The following is an 18,122-nucleotide window of genomic DNA, read 5'->3' as shown; positions in this document are numbered from 1 at the left end:
TCAGCCAGGCAAACCCACTCAAAACGCTTTTGTTGAGAGCTTGAATGGCAAATTTAGAAACGAATGCCTAAATCAGCATTGGTTTAGAACGCTGGATGAAGCAAGATATGAGATCGATTTATGGCGACATCATTACAATAAAGTAAGACCACATAGTGCACTTGGCTATGTGCCACCAGAGGAATTCGCTAAGCGTGCTGCTTAGCAAAATCTCATCGAAGAAGTGGTACTAACTAAGGGGAAAGGTCAGCAGCAGAGAAAGGTGAGTTGGACCCACTTATCGAGCAGCAAGCTCAATTTGGGCGAGCTATTAGAAAAAAGGCAGCTTTAACGTCCTAAAAAAAGGGGGCTGTTTAACAAACAAGCCCCATAAACTGCATTGACTCTGCGAGAATGAAAAAGGCCATTCAGATTAACTGTCCCTGTCTATCTGGATGGCTTAGATCTATTAAACAACAGTTCTATTAAATCTTACAAGTATACTTTTTAGGTTTTATTCTGTAGGAAGCTAGTTAGCTAAAACTGTCTCATCAAATCGCTCCCCAGCTAACGTTTGAGCACTCATGTGAGGGATAAACTTACTGTAGAACTTCTCAAGCATCCCAACACTAGTTCCCATTTGTTTTGCAATGATGGCTAAGCTGATGCCTTGTTGGATCATTCGTGTTGCATAGAAATGTCGAAGTGAATAAAGGGTTCTCGGCATCTTGTCACTGGTTGTGCCATACAGCAGATCCATTTTGGTAAGGTACTGCTCAAAGTTTTTGTTGAGCTGTTTAGTTTGCTCACCACTTCGCAGTCTGAAGACATGCTTATCCACGCGTTTTTTTAGCAGTTGATCGAACGTCATATCTGCTAACTCAGGAAAACGGCTTTGAATACGCTTGAAATAACGTATGGCGACATGGCGAGCTATCAGCTGTCTGTTTCCAGTCTTTCCATCCACTGTAATCTCTAAAAATCGTTCGCCAGCTTCATTTACATACCAATCCAAATGTTTCCATTTAAGATTTGTCATCTCAGTGCCATGGCGTATCCCTGTATTCGCAAGGATCAGAACGTAATCACGTAAAAGCTCACGTATTTCTGCTGTTGTTTGCTTAGGCTTACGCTCACCAACCAAAAATTTGTTAGTACTGGTTGTTGCATCTACAAATCCGCTTTCAGCCCAATAGCGAAGACTTCGTGTAAGTTTTGCGTATTCAGCACGGGTAAAAGTAGGGCGGCTATTTGATTTGATACCAGCAACACGAAAGCTTGGAACATCAGTTGGCTTCATCCAGCCTCTGTCGAGCGCTAGCTGAAATACTTTATTCAATGCACTGTTATGTGTGTTGTGAGTACTTTTGGACATTTCAGCTTTGCCCATTTGCTCTAGTCGCCAATCATCAAAACCGTCTAAGCGTTCGTTTGTGATTTGATTGATGTTGAATTTTCCAAGGTATGGAATGTGATATTTGCGAAGAGCGGAGATGTAATCTTTGTAAACAACCTTGCCACGTCTGCTAGCGAGTTCATTTTCCATGCGTTTAATTGCATTTTCTGCGACAGCACGAAATTTGGTTGTTGTTAGTGGTAGATTATTTTTAACGTGTGTTTTTAATTCCGTACGAATATCTAGTGCATTCTCACGAGCTTCATCGATATCTGCTGAGCCAGTGCTTCGTCTAATCCATTCGCCTTCAATTTTAATCCGTGCTTGCCATCGCGCACTGCGTGAACGTCGATAAAGCACGATCAGTCCAGGAATTACTGTAACCATTTCAGCCATTTTTTCGCACTTTTTTAGTGGATATAAATGGATTATAGCGTCGTAAAAATAGCGAGCAATAGCTCTAAAAAAGTGTGCACCGAGTGTGCTAAGAAAGATATTTTAATATGGCAGAAATGAAAAATGCACGATACCTGCGTATTCGTGCATTTTAGCTACATACTCTCAATATTTACCAACAAGATATTGGTACCGATGGTCGGACTCGAACCGACACGCTTTATAGGCAACGGATTTTGAATCCGTCGTGTCTACCAATTCCACCACACCGGCAGAGAGTGTGGCGCATTATAAGCGGGTTTCAGAATAGGTCAATCTTCTGTGACGTTTTTAAGTAGATTTTGTTAATATTTGCGCCCCGCAATTTTAACGCTCGGTATCTATGAAGCTTAGTGATTTTGATTTTGATCTGCCTGAAGAGTTGATCGCACACTTCCCGTTAGAACAACGTACCGCCAGTCGCCTGTTGCAGGTCGATGGGAATACGGGTGAACGTGTGCATGGCTCGTTTGGCGACATTCTCGATCTGGTCGAACCTGGTGATCTGATGGTCTTTAACGATACTCGGGTCATTCCGGCACGTCTGTTTGGGCAGAAAGAGAGTGGCGGAAAGGTTGAGTTGTTGGTGGAGCGTGTCATCGGTGAGAAGCGTGCCCTTGTCCATCTGCGTGCCAGTCGTACTCCAAAAGAGGGCGCTAAACTGCAGTTCGAAGGGGGTATAAACGCAGAGGTCGTAGGTCGTGAAAATGGCCTGTTCGATCTGCAGTTTGATATTGACGAGTCGATCATTGAAGCGCTAGAGCGTGTTGGCCACATGCCATTGCCGCCATATATCAAACGTGAGGACCAACTCTCTGACCGTGAACGTTATCAGACTGTTTACAACAAAAAGCCCGGGGCTGTCGCAGCGCCAACTGCTGGTCTGCACTTTGATGATGAGTTGATCGCTAAGTTAGAAGCCAAAGGTGTAGAGCGTGCGTTTGTCACTCTGCATGTCGGCGCGGGTACCTTTCGTCCAGTAAAGGTGGATGACATTAAAAACCATGAGATGCATGCCGAGTACATCGAGGTCGATCAATCGGTATGTGATGCGGTAAACGCGGTCAAGGCGAGGGGGAATCGAGTCATTGCGGTGGGAACGACCAGTGTGCGCTCGCTTGAATCAGCAGCCCAATCAGGCCGTATTGAGCCAACTTTTGGCGATACGCAGATCTTTATCTACCCAGGCTATCAATACAAAGTGGTGGATGCTCTGGTCACCAATTTCCACCTACCGGAGTCGACACTGTTGATGTTGGTCTCTGCGTTTGCTGGATATGAAACCACCATGGCGGCTTATAAAGAGGCCGTTGAACAGAAATATCGATTTTTTAGTTACGGTGATGCGATGTTCTTAACGCGCAACACCCAAGGTTAAGCAGGAAAGTAGATGAGCCGTCACTGTTTTATGAAATTTGAGACGATTACGAGCGAAGGTAAAGCGCGTCGTGGTCGTTTGACCTTCCCGCGTGGTGAGGTCGAAACCCCTGCGTTTATGCCTGTGGGTACCTATGGAACTGTAAAGGGTATGCTGCCACGTGATGTTGAGGCGACAGGTGCTCATATCTTATTAGGTAACACATTCCACCTGATGTTGCGTCCTGGTACCGATCTGATCGAACTTCATGGCGATCTGCACGACTTTATGCAGTGGGATAAACCGATACTGACAGATTCAGGCGGTTTCCAGGTATTTAGCCTAGGTAAAATGCGCAAGATCACAGAAGAGGGTGTCTCTTTTCAATCGCCTGTGAATGGCGATAAGGTCTTTGTCAGCCCCGAAGTCTCGATGGAAGTCCAGCGCAAGCTAGGGTCTGACATCGTCATGATCTTTGATGAGTGTACGCCTTACCCTGCCACTGAGCAGGAGGCGGCTGACTCTATGCGTCTCTCTCTGCGATGGGCACAGCGATCTAAAGATGCGCACGGTGAAAGTCCTTCGGCTCTGTTCGGTATTGTGCAGGGTGGTATGTATGAACACCTGCGTGATGAATCTCTAGAGGGGCTCACTAATATTGGCTTTGACGGCTATGCGATTGGTGGTCTGTCGGTGGGTGAGCCTAAGCATGAGATGATCAAAGTGTTGGATCATTTGGCGCATAAGATGCCGGAGGATAAGCCACGTTATCTGATGGGCGTGGGTAAGCCTGAAGATTTGGTGGAAGGGGTGCGTCGTGGGGTTGATATGTTCGATTGTGTCATGCCAACCCGTAATGCACGAAACGGCTTTTTATTTACCCGTGAAGGGGTTGTAAAAATCCGTAACTCGTCCCATAAAACAGATATTGGACCAGTGGATGCGGAGTGCGGTTGTTACACCTGTCAGAACTTCAGTCGATCTTACCTGCACCACCTTGATAAGTGCGGCGAGATTCTAGGTTCGCAGTTGAATACGATTCACAACTTGCACTACTACCAAGACTTGATGGCAGGTTTGCGTGGAGCCCTTGAACAGGGTACATTGACCGCCTTCGTAGATGAGTTCTACCGTCGACGTGGCATGGAAACGCCAGCGTTGGCTGAATAACTTAAATAAACTTATATAAATGATGTTACAGGAGTGCTTTTAATGAGCTTCTTTATTTCACCTGCTTACGCTGAAGGTGCAGCTGGTGCTACCGATCCAGGTATGTTTAACCTTATTTTCCTACTGGGTTTCGGTCTGATCTTCTACTTCTTCATGTGGCGCCCACAAGCAAAACGTCAGAAGGAGCACAAAGCACTGGTTTCTGGTCTTGCTAAAGGTGATGAAGTGATCACTGCTGGCGGTATCATCGGTAAGGTTGTTCGTGTATCTGACGACTACATTGCACTTGAAGTATCAGAAGGTGTTGAGCTTAAGTTCCAGAAGACTCACGTTGCGTCTGAACTGCCAAAAGGCACTATTAAAGGTATTTAATCGACCTTGCTTACAGCGCTGTTACTGAACGGTAACGGCGCTTTTCTGTTTTTAAAAGGATGGGCCTGTAATGCTCAATCGTTTTCCCCTTTGGAAAAGCTTGATGATTGTTGTGACACTTTTGTTCGCAGCTATCTACGCTATGCCAAACCTATACCCTGACGACTTTGCGGTTCAAGTGTCGGGTTCCAAACAAGATTTTAAAGTGGATGATCGCACTCTTGCTCGCGTGACGGCTGCTCTGGATAACAACCAGATCGAGTACAAATCGCTTGAAGCAGAAGAGGGTAAAGGTCTGATCCGCTTTGCCGATGGTGATGCTCAGCTACGTGGCCGTGAAGTGATCGGCCGTATCCTGGGTGAAAATTACACCGTAGCTTTAAACCTAGCACCCACGACACCTAGCTGGCTGACAGACATCGGTGCCGGCCCAATGAAACTGGGTCTGGACCTTCGTGGTGGTGTCCACTTCCTGCTAGAAGTGGATATGGTGACTGCCGTCTCTCAGCGTCTTGAAGTGTACGTCAGTGAGATCAAATCTAACCTGCGTAAAGAGCGTCTGCGTTACCGTCAGGTAGAGACTCTGGATGATGGTACGCTAGCGGTTCGCTTTGCCGATGCTGCTACGCGTGATGAGGCCTCTTCGCTACTCAGAAAGAGCTACCAGGAGTTTTTGATCACTGATCTGGATGAAGAGGACTACTCGAGCCTGCAGATCTCTTTGAGTGAGCAGACACTGCGTGATATTGAAGATTATGCCGTTAAGCAGAACCTGACAACGCTGCGTAACCGTGTCAACGAACTGGGTGTGGCTGAGCCGCTGGTACAGCGCCAAGGTCGTAACCGTATCGTGGTTCAGTTGCCGGGTATTCAGGATGCGGCCGCCGCTAAACGTATCATTGGTAAAACCGCTAACCTTGAGTTCCGTCTAGAAGCAAAACCTGACACCTCTCGTGCGCTGACTGAGACCTACTCATTCCGTTCAGATGAGAACCGTAAAGCGAACCTTGAACGTGATGTCATCATTACCGGCTCTAGCGTCTCTAATGCGCAGTCGAACTTCGATGAGAACGGCATGCCTCAGGTATCAATCAGCCTTGATTCCAAAGGGGGACAGCTGATGAACCGCACGACGCGTGATGCTATTCAACGTCGCATGGCGGTTCTGTTTGTCGAGTTTAAAGCGCGTATGGTGACTGAGACGGTTGATGGTCAGCAGGTTGAAAAACGTGTGCCATACGTTGAGAAGAAGATCATCTCCCTTGCAACGATTCAGAGTGCGTTGGGCTCTAGTTTCCGTATTACCGGTCTAGATAACCCGCAAGAAGCGTCTGAGTTGGCGCTGTTGCTACGCGCTGGTGCACTAGCAGCACCTATCTACTTCGTCGAAGAGCGTACCGTAGGTCCATCGATGGGTGCTGAAAACATCGAGCTTGGTTTGACGTCCGTTCAAATCGGTTTCGCTGTGGTGATGCTCTTTATGCTGGCTTACTACCGTGTATTTGGTTTAATCGCCAACATTGCATTGACACTTAACCTGGTGATGCTGGTGTCGGTTATGTCGATTCTATCGGCCACTCTGACCCTGCCGGGTATCGCGGGTATTGTTTTGACCGTCGGTATGGCGGTAGATGCCAACGTGCTGATCTTTGAGCGCATCAAAGAGGAGCTTAAAGTCGGCATGCCGGTGCAGTCAGCGATTCACTCCGGTTTTGCACGTGCCTTCACAACGATTTTGGATGCCAACGTCACGACATTGATCGCAGCGTTGATCCTATTTGCGATGGGTACGGGGCCGGTGAAAGGGTTCGCGATTACACTGTCAGTCGGTATTTTGACCTCAATGTTTACAGCCATCCTTGTGACTCGCCTGATGGTGAATCTGGTGTATGGCCGCAAACAACTTAAGTCGATCAAGCTGTAAGGGGGTCTAGAGATGTCAGAAGTTCACAAACTCTATAATTTCATGGGCCTACGCAAGGCCCTTGGTATCTTCTCGATCGTTTTGATGATCGCATCAGTCGCGTCATTAGCGGTTAACGGTCTTCGCTTTGGTCTCGACTTCACAGGCGGTAGCTTGGTTGAAGTGGGCTATGAAGAGTCAGCGGATCTGAACCTTATTCGTCAGCAGCTGTCGACGGCGGGTTATGAAGATGCCGTCGTGCAAAACTTTGGGTCTAGTACCGATGTGTTAATCCGCTTGGGTGAGACGCACGACCCTAAGTTGGGTGACAAAGTAGTTGAGGCGCTAAAAGCCGATGGTTCTGCTGTCGAGTTGCGTCGTAACGAGTATGTCGGTGCTCAGGTCGGTGAAGAGCTTCGCGAGCAGGGCGGCTTAGGCATGCTGCTGGCGCTCGCGATGATCATGGTCTACCTTGCTTTCCGTTTCCAATTTAAGTTCTCTCTTGGTGCTGTTTTGGCCTTGGTTCACGACGTGACCATCGTGCTCGGCTTCTTCTCGATCATGCAGTTGGATTTCGATCTAACGGTCTTGGCGGCGGTGCTTGCGGTGATCGGTTACTCGTTGAACGATACGATTGTTGTCTATGACCGTATCCGTGAAAACTTCCGCATCATGCGTAAAGGTGGTCCACTTGAGATAATGAACAGCTCGCTGTCGCAGACGTTGAGCCGTACATTGGTGACCTCTTTAACCACGGCGCTCGTATTGGTTGCGCTGTTGGTCTTCGGTGGTGAGACCATCCGTGGCTTTGCGATTGCGCTGCTGGCGGGTGTTGTGATTGGTACCTACTCTTCAATCTATGTCGCAGCGAATCTGCTTTTGGCACTCAAGATTACGAAGGAGGATCTGATTCCTCCGCCTAAAGAAGAGTCAGAAATAGACGAAATGCCCTAAGGTTAAAGCCGGCTCTTGATGCCGGCTTTTTTATTTCAGGTTAATATGACTGAAACACTATTATGGATTGGATGATTAATGAGTAAACAGTGGCGCGATAACGACCCCAACGCACAGGAAGAGGCGGGTAAATACGACCGACCTGTGCCCAGTCGAGACTACATTATTGAGTTTCTTCGAAAGTGGGGGGCTCCTATAAGCCATGCGCACCTTTGTGCCGAGCTAAAGCTCAGTCATCCTGATGATATTGAAGCGGTGCGTCGCCGTTTGATCGCAATGTGCCGTGATGGGCAGTTGATATCGGATCGTCGCAATCAATTCGGTTTGATCGAGAAGATGGATCTGATTCCTGGTCGTGTCATTGGTCACCGAGATGGCTTTGGCTTTGTTAAGCCCGATGCGGGCGGTGATGATCTGTTTATCAGTGCTCGCCAGATGAAACAGCTATTCGATGGCGACCGCGTTCTCGTTCAAGAGATCGGCTCTGATCATCGAGGCCGACCTGAAGGTAAAGTTATCGAGCTGCTAGAACGCCCTTTGAAAAAGGTCGTGGGACGTTTTGATGGGGAGAATGGCTTCGGTTCACTGATTCCAGAGAACCAACGCATTACCAATCAGATTGTGGTGATGCCGGATCCTGATAAAGATCTTAAATACGAAGATGGTCAGCTGATTGTTGTTGAGTTGGTTCAACAACCGGATAAGCGCCACCCTGCGCGCGCTAAAGTGGTTGAAGTGCTGGGTGATCACTTGGCGCCGGGGATGGAGATTCAAGTTGCCATTCATAACCACGACATTCCCAATGAATGGAATGCCGGCGTTCATCAAGAGATCGGTGATTTAACACCGGAAGTTCGGGAAGAGGACAAGACCAATCGTGTCGATCTGCGTGATCTTCCGTTTGTTACGATTGATGGTGAAGATGCTCGCGATTTTGATGATGCTGTATACGCTGAGAAGAAGCGTATGGGTGGCTGGCCCCTATGGGTTGCAATTGCCGATGTCTCTTACTACGTTAAACCGAACAGCGAGCTGGATAAAGAGGCTGTTAAACGTGGTAACTCTGTCTACTTTCCAGAGTATGTTGTGCCGATGCTGCCTGAGCTGTTATCCAACGGACTCTGTTCGCTGAATCCCAACGTTGATCGTTTGGCGATGGTCTGTAAGCTCAATATTAAACGAGATGGATCTATCGGTGATGCAGAGTTTTTTGAAGGGATCATAAACTCTAAAGCCCGTCTGACCTACACCAAAGTGGGTGCTATGTTGGATCGTGATGATGATTCTGCTGACGCTGAGTTGTGGCGTGATCAATACAAACAAGTGCTACCTCATCTTCAGACGCTTCATGGGTTGTTCCACCGGCTTCGTGAAGCGCGCGATGATCGGGGTGCGATCGATTTCGATACCACCGAAACACGCATCGTCTTTAGTGATGAGCGTAAGATTCAGAACATAGTACCCGTGACACGTAATGATGCGCATAAGCTCATCGAAGAGTGTATGTTGGCTGCCAATGTGGCAACGGCTAAGTTCCTAGCGAAGCGTAAAAAGCCTGCGATCTACCGTATCCATGACGGCCCTAAAGAGCAGCGTCTGGAAAACCTGCGTGCCTTTTTGGGGGAGTTGGGTCTGGCGTTGCCGGGCGGTGATTCACCGGAGCCTAAGGACTATCTAAAACTGGCGTCGGCGATCGAAAATCGCCCAGATCGACACATTATCCAAACCATGATGCTTCGCTCGATGCAGCAGGCTGTGTATAGCCCTGATAATCATGGTCACTTTGGTTTGGCGTATGAGGAGTACACTCACTTTACCTCACCGATTCGACGTTACCCTGACCTGCTTGTCCACCGTATGATTCGATCAGCGATTCACGAAGATAAGAAGATTAAAGGGGTAGCGAGACCGGATGGTTTTGTACGCAACCCAAGCTTTGTCATGAACTACAGTGCAGAGCAGATGCTGCAATTCGGTGAACACTGCTCGATGACCGAGCGTCGTGCCGATGAGGCGACTCGTGACGTGATCTCTTGGCTGAAGTGTGAGTACATGCAGAGCCAGATTGGTGAAGAGTTCACTGGCGTTGTCTCTGCGGTAACAGGCTTTGGTGTGTTTGTTGAGTTGGATGATCTTTTTGTCGATGGTCTCGTTCATATCACCAGTCTACCAAGTGATTACTACCAGTTCGAAGCGGGCAAGCAGCGTTTGATCGGCGAACGTACAAGACGCGTCTTTAAGCTAGGCGATCGATTAGGCGTGCGCGTTGCACAGGTCAATCTGGATGAGCGCAAGATTGATTTCGAACTGCTCGATTCAGAGAAAAATAAACCGACGAAAAAACCATCAGTCCGAGAGCGTTTGGCCATGGGGCTGTTTGATCAGAAAGGTAAGGGCGGTGCTAAATCAGGTGCGCGCGGAAAGGGTTCAGGCTCTGGGCGTTCAAGCGGTGGTCGTTCAGGCGGCGGCTCTGGTGAAAAGTTTGGCGGTAAGACAGCCAGCAAAAGCCGTGGAGCAAAAAAGAGCGGCGCGTCTAAGCGCAAGCGCTCTTAACTGGGTATAATCGCATACAGCTTTCTTTGACTCGAGTAAGAGAATGAACGAACTGATTTTGTTGACCTTGTCTGGTTCCGATAAACCGGGCGTCACCGCGGGTATTACTACGATTTTGGCTAAATACGATGTTGAGGTTCTAGACATCGGTCAAGCAGTCATTCACAACACCCTATCCCTAGGTTTACTGTTAAAAGTACCTCATGAGGCTGAATCTTCACCGCTGCTGCGTGATCTGCTGTTCAAAGCGCACGAGATGAACATGGTGCCGCGCTTTGAACCGGTCACTCTAGAAGAGTACCAAAGCTGGGTCGGTGCACAGGGTAAGTCACGTCACATTATCACTCTGCTAGCACGACGCATTTCGGCTGAGCATATCGCCAAAGTGACTGAGGTGGCTGCGCGTTACGATCTTAATATCGACAACATCTCACGCCTATCTGGCCGTGTCTCAATTGATGAGGTTGAAGAGGAGAGCAGCAAGGCCTGTGTCGAGTTCTCTGTACGTGATATGTCTGCGGATGAAGCTGAAGTGCGTGAGACTCTGCTAACTTTGGCATCAGAGCTGGGTGTGGATATCGCCTTCCAGCGTGACGACATCTATCGTCGTAACCGCCGTCTGGTGGTGTTCGATATGGACTCGACACTGATTGAAGCTGAAGTCATCGATGAGTTGGCGAAAGAGGCTGGTGTCGGCGATCAGGTGTCAGAGATTACCGAAGCGGCTATGCGCGGTGAGATCGACTTCAATGAGAGCTTTAAGCGTCGTGTGGCTCTTCTGGAAGGGTTGGATGAGTCGGTCCTTGAAGGCATCGCTCAGCGCCTGAAAATGACCGAAGGTGCCGAACAGTTAATGTCACAGCTTAAACGCACTGGATATAAGACCGCGATCCTTTCGGGTGGCTTTACCTACTTTGCCAAGTTCCTGCAGAAGCGTTTAGGTTTTGATTACATTCACGCCAATGAGCTCGACATCCAAGATGGCAAAGTGACCGGTAAAGTGGTCGGTACGGTAGTCAATGGTGAGCGTAAAGCAGAACTGCTTCGTGAGATTGCCGCCAAAGAGGGTGTCTCTCTAGAACAGACTATCGCAGTAGGTGATGGTGCAAACGACCTGCCAATGCTCTCTATCGCGGGCTTAGGCATTGCCTTTAGAGCCAAACCTCTAGTGCGTGAGAATGCTAAACAGTCGATCAGCACTCTTGGCCTAGATGGTATTCTATACTTGATTGGTTTCCGCGATCGGGATGTGTGATTGAGCGTCTGAATCAAAAAACCTCGCTTCGGCGAGGTTTTTTGTTGAAGCATCTCTTAAAGAGGTCGCGATCAATACCCAGAAAATCGCCTCATCTGCGATAAGGCTCCAACAATGCTAAAGTCACTAGTGTTTAGTTTTAACTGTTGGAGCGTCCTTGAAAAGGTCGCGATCAATACCTAGAAAATCGCCTCATCTGCGATAAGGCTCCAACAATGCTAAAGTCATTAGTGTTTAGTTTTAACTGTTGGAGCGTCCTTGAAAAGGTCGCGATGGAAATATGAGATTGATGTGGTGATGAAGCAGTATTACTCAAAAAAATGGCAGGGGTAGCAGGACTCGAACCTGCGCATGGGAGGATCAAAACCTCCTGCCTTACCACTTGGCTATACCCCTAGAATGGTGGCAATGACGGGATTCGAACCTGTGACCCACGCATTATGAATGCGTTGCTCTAACCAACTGAGCTACATTGCCATGCTTGAAAGACTTAGATGGCAGGGGTAGCAGGACTCGAACCTGCGCATGGGAGGATCAAAACCTCCTGCCTTACCACTTGGCTATACCCCTAGATGGTGGCAATGACGGGATTCGAACCTGTGACCCACGCATTATGAATGCGTTGCTCTAACCAACTGAGCTACATTGCCATCTTTCAAGGCCGCGAATTATTCCTTCTATAGGCTTCTATGTCAATAGAATCTAAGGGAAAAACCCAAATTCGGCCTGATAAAATTGTGAATCGATCAATCGCTGATCAATTCACAAATTTTCGTTTTAAACGTTGAAACGGAAGTGGATAACGTCGCCATCTTTGACGATGTAATCTTTACCTTCTAGGCGAGCTTTACCCGCCTCTTTAGCGCCTTTTTCACCTTTATATTCGATGAAATCATCGTAGCTGATCGTCTCAGCACGGATGAAGCCTTTTTCGAAATCGGTGTGGATGACGCCTGCAGCCTGGGGTGCAGTAGCACCGATCTTGACGGTCCAAGCGCGGACCTCTTTAACACCGGCTGTGAAGTAAGTTTGCAGACCCAGTAGCTGGTAACCTGCACGAATTACACGATCCAAGCCTGGCTCTTCCATACCCATGTCTTGTAGGAACTCAAGGCGTTCGTCATCTTCCAGTTCTGAGATTTCAGACTCTAGCTTGTTACAGATCGCAACGACTTCAGCGTTCTCATTAGCGGCAAACTCACGAACCGCATCTAGATGAGGGTTATCTTCAAAACCCTCTTCAGAGACGTTAGCGATGTACATGGTCGGTTTAGTCGTTAGTAGGTGGAATCCCTTCGCTAGTTTCTGCTCGTCATCAGAGAGCTCTAGTGAGCGAACTGGCTGACCCTCTGATAGGTGAGGGATTAGTTTTTCCAGCAGTGCTTTCTGTGCAACCGCCTCTTTGTCACCGCCTTTAGCTGAACGTTGTACACGCTGCAGCTGCTTTTCACAGGACTCCAGATCCGACAGAGCCAACTCTAGGTTGATCGTCTCAATGTCTTCAAGTGGGTGGATACGGTTAGCGACGTGAATGACATTATCATCTTCGAAACAGCGAACCACGTGTGCAATGGCATCCGTTTCACGGATGTTAGCAAGGAATTTGTTACCAAGACCTTCGCCTTTTGAGGCGCCTGCTACCAAGCCTGCAATGTCCACAAACTCCATCGTGGTTGGCAGGATGCGCTCTGGGTTTACGATCTCCGCCAGTGCGTTTAGGCGTGGATCTGGCATAGGAACGATGCCTGAGTTCGGCTCGATGGTACAGAATGGGAAATTCTCTGCATCGATACCCGCTTTAGTAAGCGCGTTAAAGAGCGTTGATTTGCCGACGTTTGGTAGGCCGACGATGCCACATTTAAATCCCATGATACTGTCCTATTTCGCTGATGCGTTAAAACTGTGAAGTGTGTTCATTGCTTTGGCATGATCCCCTGAGACAATCATCGGGATGTATCTCAACGTTTCATCAATCGCCTGTTGGGTAGAGTTACGTTCAGCAATCGGTGCTTTGCGCAGTACAAATCCTGCAACCTGTTGAGCGCTGCCCGGATGTCCAATACCTAAACGGAGGCGGTAAAAATCTTTGTTATTGCCCATGCTGGCAATAATGTCACGCAAACCATTGTGTCCACCGTGACCGCCGCCTTTTTTTAGACGTGATACACCCGGTGGTAGATCTAGCTCATCGTGAGCGACCAAAATGGATTGAATGGGAATCTTAAAAAAGTTTGCAAGTGCTGCAACGGCTTTGCCTGACCGGTTCATAAAGGTCGTTGGGACCAATAGATGAACGGGTTGTCCGTTGATTAGGATCTTGCTGTAGAGCCCAAAGTAGTTTTTGTTGGGCTGAAGAGGTGAACTGTGTTGAGCAGCGAGCTGCTCAACCAGTTCTGCACCAGCGTTATGGCGTGTTTCGTGATACTCAGCACCTGGGTTGCCTAGTCCGACAATGAGGCTGATACCTTCCATAAGCTGGCACGTATTAGGCTATTAGCCTGCTACTTTAGCACCGCGTGGTGAGTAACAGTAACCGATGCCTTGGTCGTGGTCTTCGCCGCGACGCAGAGCAACGATTTCAACACCTTCTGGCAGAGCGATGTCTGAAAGGTGAGCAATCTGACCAGTCTGGATCTGAGAAAGGTCACAAGAGACTGACTCAGGAAGGTCTTTAGCTAGACAAGTTACTTCTACAACAGCTGTTTCTGCAGCGAATTTAGCAGATGCTTTAGCAGCCGCTGATTTTTCGAAGTTAACGAACTGAAGTGGAACGCGGATCTTAATGCGCTGGTTGTCATCGATGCGCTGGAAGTCAGCGTGAAGAACAACAGGCTTCGCAGGGTGGCGCTGTAGATCTTTGATGATTACAACTGTCTTAGTACCGTCTAGGTCTAGCGCGATTGGCGATGAGTAGAACGCATCGTTTTGTAGTGCTTTACTTAGTTCGTTTGCGCTTAGGCTGATGCTCTGTGGCTCAGCTGAACCGTAAACGATTGCTGGTACTTGGCCAGCGCGACGCAGGCGGCGGCTCGCACCTTTCCCCTGATCTTCGCGGGCAGTTACATTTAGAGTGAAGTTAGACATTTTATATACCTATATAAATTTAAAAACTGCAGGGACCCGCGACCAGATCTCTACAGCTTTGTTTGCCCCGAAGGGCGTTTAGTGAGCCGAAGCTCTTAAAATCAGCTGTTCTTAACGGAACATCGCGCTGATTGATTCTTCGTTGCAGACACGGCGTACCGCTTCTGCCAACATGGGTGCCAGTGAAAGTTGGCGAATTTTGCTACAGCCTTTCGCGGCTTCGCTTAGTGGGATGCTGTCAGTAACAACCATCTCATCAAGCTGAGAATTTGCAATGTTATCAATGGCTGGGCCAGAGAAAACCGGGTGTGTGATGTAAGAGACAACGCGTTTCGCGCCTTTCTCTTTCAATGCAGCTGCTGCTTTACACAGTGTGCCTGCTGTATCACACATGTCATCAACAAGAATACAAGTACGACCTTCAACGTCGCCGATGAGGTTCATAACCTGTGATTCATTCGCACGCTCACGACGCTTATCGATGATCGCAAGATCCGTATCAAGCTGTTTGGCGACTGCGCGAGCACGAACAACACCACCGATGTCTGGTGATACAACCACAACATCGTCATAGTTCTGGTCGTTAATGTCGTCTAGAAGAACAGGTGAACCGTAGACGTTATCAACAGGGATATCGAAGAAACCCTGGATCTGGTCTGCGTGCAGGTCTACTGTCAAAACGCGGTCAACGCCTACGTTGGTTAGCATGGTCGCCACAACTTTAGCGCTAATCGGTACACGTGCTGAACGTGGACGACGATCTTGGCGGGCGTAACCGAAGTAAGGAATTACCGCTGTGATACGTGTTGCTGACGCACGACGGATAGCATCAATGAAGACCATAAGCTCCATTAGGTTGTCGTTTGTCGGTGCGCAGGTCGACTGCACGATGAAAACGTCTTTACCGCGAACGTTCTCTTGAATCTCTACACTTACTTCACCATCGCTGAAGCGGGATACTGTCGCTTGGCCAAGATCCAAATCTAGGCGCTCTGCTACACGTTCTGCCAATGCTGGGTTTGCATTGCCAGTAAATACCATCATCTTAGACACGTCGTAGTCCTGCTCTTTGTCAAAAGAAATGTATGATGAAGTCGTTTGTTGAGGATCTGTCATCGTAATAAATGGCAGGGGTAGCAGGACTCGAACCTACGAATGCTGGAATCAGAATCCAGTGCCTTACCAACTTGGCTATACCCCTAGCGCTCTCCAGTGGTTTCCCACTAAATTTAAGAGGCGCATATTTTAAATTAGAGGCGCTATAAATCAACCCCTGTTGACTGTTTTTTACACAGAATCAGTGTGGGAATTGCCAGTCAGAGATGATTAAGGTGACATCCAGTTGGGTGTGGCTCATTTTAAGCTTGCGAGGTGCTGTCTTGCCGCTGCTAAGAGTCGTCTGTGCGAGCGTGCTAATCTGCCAGTCGTTTTGCAGAAATTGCCCAGGCTCTTTTGCAACGAAGGGTTGTCTTGGATCGGGTCTGCCTTGAATCCAGTAGAGGGCATGATTTACTGGAAGTTGCCAGCCCAATAACTCCTGCATCAAGGCTTCGGCTGAATCTGCTACGTAGCTCTGTTGATCGTCCGTTTCGAGCTTTGCAAAACGATCATTGCCGGTCAGTCTCATGACCTGGCGGCCAAAGGGGTCGATCAGCGCTAGGTCAAACGTCTGTTGGTTTTGGGTCCAGTTAAAGCGGGCGCTTTCGCTGATCTGATCTCCGCGTACACCGAGTTTTCCGCTCACACTAAAGGAGAAGTGAACGGGTTCAGTCAGCGGTTGCACAGGAATAGGTTTAGGTTTTGTTATGCACCCGCTTAGGTACGCGATTGAGCTGATCAGTATAAAAAGTTTTACAAGCTGTTTAGCCACTGCTCGGCCTCAAGGGTATGACGGTTTTCAGGGTGATCTTGAAGCAGAGTGTCCAGTAATGTCTTGGCTTCGTCAATCCGTTCCAATTTGGCCAGCACCTGAATGTAGTGTTTAGCGACCTCTGGGTCGGGAAAGGCTTTAAAGGCTTGTTCGATGTAGATCAGAGCTTCTTGATAGTTATTTGATAGATAAAACGCCCACCCCATAGAGTCGATGACTGCTGGATCGTCCGGGGTTGACTGGTAAGCCTCTTTAATCAGGTTAAATGCCCTCTCAAAATCGTCTGAATAGAGCAGCATTGAGTAGCCTAGAGCATTCTTAAGGCTTGGGTTCTCTTCATCCAATGAGAGTGCTAGTTCAAGGTTGATCAGCATCTGCTCAGGATCGATCGGTTCAAAAGCGATCGCTTTCGCATAAATCAGCGAGTTGGCTTGTGGAACAATTTTTAGCTGTTCGTCGATCAGATCGATCGCCTCTTGGTTGCGTTGTTGATCCAGTAACCATTCGGCGGCGATGCGGGTCAAAGGCTCTATACGTTCTGGATCTTGCTTGATGAGCGTCGTTAGGCGCACCTCTAACTCACTGCTAGATGTTGCTGGATCAATGAGCTCTAGGGTTCTTGCAAAAGCGTTTAGTAGATTGTCACCTAATTTAACCTTGCCGTAAGCGTTCAGGGCCGCTTCGGTGTTGCCACGCTGTTGCTCGATAGCCCCTTTGTAGAGGTAGATATCGTTGTTCTCTGGATCCATGGCAATCAGACGGTCTATCCAACGCTCAGCTGGGTCGAGTAATTCGTTTTCCAGCAGTAACAGTGCGTAGTAGTAGATCAGTTGTGGATCTTCATTACTCTGGTTGATGGCCAACTCAACTAGGTTAGGGACTTGATCTGGACTCTCTATTAGAAGCAGTCGAATTTGGAAAGCCTGAAGCTCTCTGTGATCCGTATGCTCTTTTAGTGCAGGCTGCATCAGATCCAGTGCGCGTGCGATCTCTTCAAGGTCGATGCCAATTATGCGTGCCTTATCAAGAGTAAGATCAGCATTATTTGGATCAATGGCCAGCCCCTGATCAAGCAGGTCAATGGCCTTGTTGGGTTGTTGAAGCGAACGTTGGATGCGCGCTTGAAGCAGAATATTGGGTAGTTTTTGCTGCTGCTCTGGCCCTAGGTGCTGAAGGAGATCGAAAAGTGCATTGAGTTCCGTGGGTTGCAAGGTTGCGCGGTGGCTCTCAATCAGCCCATAGGTCTCTGCACTCAACTCAGAACGATCCGCTAGGAGCTCTAACGCTTGATCGATTTTGCCCTCTTGAAAGTAGAGGTTGAGCAAAATTTGAAAGGGTAAGGATTTGTCTGGATCGAGCGTTTGCCAAAGTGTTGCCGACTGCTCTACGAGTGCAGCGTCGCGCATAAATTGTGAAATGCGAGTTGCGCGTTCAGCCAGTTCAGGGCTTTGCGAGAGCTGTGCCTGCTTGAAAAAAAGTGCCTGAGATTGAGAAAATTCCCGATTCTGACCGTAGAGCTCGGCGCTGATCAGATCGAGCAGCGACTCTTGGTTCAGTTCACCTGGTGTGTAGATGGTAGTCGAGTCGGCGCTATTAAGCTCTGCCTGCTCTGAAGGGCTGTTTGGCTTAGTAGGAGTGCAACCCGCTAGAAGAGCCGATAGGGCCAATGAACTGATTAATGTCGATCTCAAATCTCAACTCCTGGGGTTACCAATCTCATCACTATAGAAAACCGATTGGGTGTTGTCATGTGTATAAGCGGCAAAACAGACCAAAAACAGTGGCCTAGGTCTT

15 protein-coding genes and 6 tRNA genes are annotated in these 18,122 nt (G+C 48.4%); 8 read left to right on the top strand and 13 right to left on the bottom strand.

All coding sequences use genetic code 11. The features are described from left to right. Positions 1–205: integrase core domain-containing protein (locus XMD530_RS11180; protein WP_173507147.1), on the top strand; the 205-nt coding region annotated here is incomplete at its 5' end. 303 nt (positions 206–508) lie between these two features. Here the strand turns inward: XMD530_RS11180 and XMD530_RS11175 are convergent. Both XMD530_RS11175 and XMD530_RS11170 read right to left on the bottom strand, forming a co-directional pair. Then, positions 509–1,771, bottom strand: coding sequence for a site-specific integrase (locus tag XMD530_RS11175; RefSeq protein ID WP_173483596.1), 1,263 nt, complete (start codon positions 1,769–1,771; stop codon positions 509–511). A gap of 187 nt (positions 1,772–1,958) precedes the next feature. Beyond that, positions 1,959–2,044 (bottom strand) — tRNA-Leu (locus XMD530_RS11170). A 109-nt stretch (positions 2,045–2,153) separates the two neighbouring features. On the opposite strand from XMD530_RS11170, the gene queA reads away from it, so the two are divergent. From queA to serB, 7 genes are all read left to right on the top strand, one after another. Further along, positions 2,154–3,188 (top strand): tRNA preQ1(34) S-adenosylmethionine ribosyltransferase-isomerase QueA, encoded by a 1,035-nt coding sequence (gene queA, locus XMD530_RS11165; RefSeq protein ID WP_173480632.1) that lies wholly within the window; start codon positions 2,154–2,156, stop codon positions 3,186–3,188. 30 nt (positions 3,189–3,218) lie between these two features. Continuing rightward, on the top strand, positions 3,219–4,337 hold the full coding sequence (tgt, locus tag XMD530_RS11160; RefSeq protein WP_173480763.1) for a tRNA guanosine(34) transglycosylase Tgt: 1,119 nt from the start codon (positions 3,219–3,221) through the stop codon (positions 4,335–4,337). Positions 4,338–4,379: 42 nt separating this feature from the next. Beyond that, complete coding sequence (gene yajC / locus XMD530_RS11155; protein WP_173480633.1) at positions 4,380–4,709, top strand: preprotein translocase subunit YajC; 330 nt, start codon at positions 4,380–4,382, stop codon at positions 4,707–4,709. 70 nt (positions 4,710–4,779) lie between these two features. Further along, positions 4,780–6,633: a protein translocase subunit SecD gene (gene secD, locus XMD530_RS11150; RefSeq protein ID WP_173495047.1), complete on the top strand. Its 1,854-nt coding sequence runs from the start codon at positions 4,780–4,782 to the stop codon at positions 6,631–6,633. A gap of 12 nt (positions 6,634–6,645) precedes the next feature. Then, positions 6,646–7,566 carry a protein translocase subunit SecF gene (gene secF, locus XMD530_RS11145; RefSeq protein WP_173495048.1) on the top strand — a complete coding sequence of 307 codons (921 nt, stop codon included), beginning with the start codon at positions 6,646–6,648 and terminating at the stop codon, positions 7,564–7,566. 78 nt (positions 7,567–7,644) lie between these two features. After that, complete coding sequence (gene rnr, locus XMD530_RS11140) at positions 7,645–10,119, top strand: ribonuclease R (protein WP_173507146.1); 2,475 nt, start codon at positions 7,645–7,647, stop codon at positions 10,117–10,119. 43 nt (positions 10,120–10,162) lie between these two features. Further along, positions 10,163–11,374, top strand: coding sequence for a phosphoserine phosphatase SerB (gene serB / locus XMD530_RS11135; RefSeq protein WP_173495050.1), 1,212 nt, complete (start codon positions 10,163–10,165; stop codon positions 11,372–11,374). 321 nt (positions 11,375–11,695) lie between these two features. Here the strand turns inward: serB and XMD530_RS11130 are convergent. The 11 genes from XMD530_RS11130 to XMD530_RS11080 all read right to left on the bottom strand — a co-directional run bounded on the left by XMD530_RS11130 (position 11,696) and on the right by XMD530_RS11080 (position 18,019). Then, positions 11,696–11,770 (bottom strand) — tRNA-Gln (locus XMD530_RS11130). Between the two features lie 4 nt (positions 11,771–11,774). Beyond that, positions 11,775–11,851: transfer RNA gene (locus XMD530_RS11125), tRNA-Met, on the bottom strand. Between the two features lie 18 nt (positions 11,852–11,869). Continuing rightward, positions 11,870–11,944, bottom strand: a tRNA-Gln gene (locus XMD530_RS11120). 3 nt (positions 11,945–11,947) lie between these two features. Then, positions 11,948–12,024: transfer RNA gene (locus XMD530_RS11115), tRNA-Met, on the bottom strand. Between the two features lie 127 nt (positions 12,025–12,151). Beyond that, positions 12,152–13,243 (bottom strand): redox-regulated ATPase YchF, encoded by a 1,092-nt coding sequence (ychF, locus tag XMD530_RS11110; RefSeq protein ID WP_173483590.1) that lies wholly within the window; start codon positions 13,241–13,243, stop codon positions 12,152–12,154. 9 nt (positions 13,244–13,252) lie between these two features. After that, positions 13,253–13,846: an aminoacyl-tRNA hydrolase gene (gene pth / locus XMD530_RS11105; protein ID WP_173480639.1), complete on the bottom strand. Its 594-nt coding sequence runs from the start codon at positions 13,844–13,846 to the stop codon at positions 13,253–13,255. 21 nt (positions 13,847–13,867) lie between these two features. Next, on the bottom strand, positions 13,868–14,458 hold the full coding sequence (locus XMD530_RS11100) for a 50S ribosomal protein L25/general stress protein Ctc (protein ID WP_173480640.1): 591 nt from the start codon (positions 14,456–14,458) through the stop codon (positions 13,868–13,870). A gap of 111 nt (positions 14,459–14,569) precedes the next feature. Then, entirely contained in the window at positions 14,570–15,511 is a 942-nt protein-coding gene (locus tag XMD530_RS11095; protein WP_173480641.1) for a ribose-phosphate pyrophosphokinase, read from the bottom strand. Positions 15,512–15,583: 72 nt separating this feature from the next. Further along, positions 15,584–15,659 (bottom strand) — tRNA-Gln (locus XMD530_RS11090). Positions 15,660–15,755: 96 nt separating this feature from the next. Then, positions 15,756–16,328, bottom strand: a complete 573-nt coding sequence (lolB, locus tag XMD530_RS11085; RefSeq protein ID WP_173480642.1) for a lipoprotein insertase outer membrane protein LolB — start codon at positions 16,326–16,328, stop codon at positions 15,756–15,758. Then, positions 16,310–18,019, bottom strand: coding sequence for a lipopolysaccharide assembly protein LapB (locus XMD530_RS11080; RefSeq protein ID WP_173507145.1), 1,710 nt, complete (start codon positions 18,017–18,019; stop codon positions 16,310–16,312). Before XMD530_RS11080 ends, lolB begins: the two co-directional genes overlap by 19 nt. Positions 18,020–18,122: the final 103 nt, after the last annotated feature.

It is taken from the genome of Marinobacterium sp. xm-d-530 (assembly GCF_013283365.1).
GTDB lineage: Bacteria > Pseudomonadota > Gammaproteobacteria > Pseudomonadales > Balneatricaceae > Marinobacterium_E.
The sequence above is the reverse complement of the archived record's forward strand: the minus strand, read 5'-3'. Positions and strand labels throughout refer to the sequence as shown.

Coding starts and splice junctions, on each gene's coding strand:
- XMD530_RS11175 (WP_173483596.1), bottom strand. CDS start 1,771: ATGGCTGAAATGGTTACAGTAATTCCTGGACTGATCGTGCTTTATCGA.
- queA (WP_173480632.1), top strand. CDS start 2,154: ATGAAGCTTAGTGATTTTGATTTTGATCTGCCTGAAGAGTTGATCGCA.
- tgt (WP_173480763.1), top strand. CDS start 3,219: ATGAAATTTGAGACGATTACGAGCGAAGGTAAAGCGCGTCGTGGTCGT.
- yajC (WP_173480633.1), top strand. CDS start 4,380: ATGAGCTTCTTTATTTCACCTGCTTACGCTGAAGGTGCAGCTGGTGCT.
- secD (WP_173495047.1), top strand. CDS start 4,780: ATGCTCAATCGTTTTCCCCTTTGGAAAAGCTTGATGATTGTTGTGACA.
- secF (WP_173495048.1), top strand. CDS start 6,646: ATGTCAGAAGTTCACAAACTCTATAATTTCATGGGCCTACGCAAGGCC.
- rnr (WP_173507146.1), top strand. CDS start 7,645: ATGAGTAAACAGTGGCGCGATAACGACCCCAACGCACAGGAAGAGGCG.
- serB (WP_173495050.1), top strand. CDS start 10,163: ATGAACGAACTGATTTTGTTGACCTTGTCTGGTTCCGATAAACCGGGC.
- ychF (WP_173483590.1), bottom strand. CDS start 13,243: ATGGGATTTAAATGTGGCATCGTCGGCCTACCAAACGTCGGCAAATCA.
- pth (WP_173480639.1), bottom strand. CDS start 13,846: ATGGAAGGTATCAGCCTCATTGTCGGACTAGGCAACCCAGGTGCTGAG.
- XMD530_RS11100 (WP_173480640.1), bottom strand. CDS start 14,458: ATGTCTAACTTCACTCTAAATGTAACTGCCCGCGAAGATCAGGGGAAA.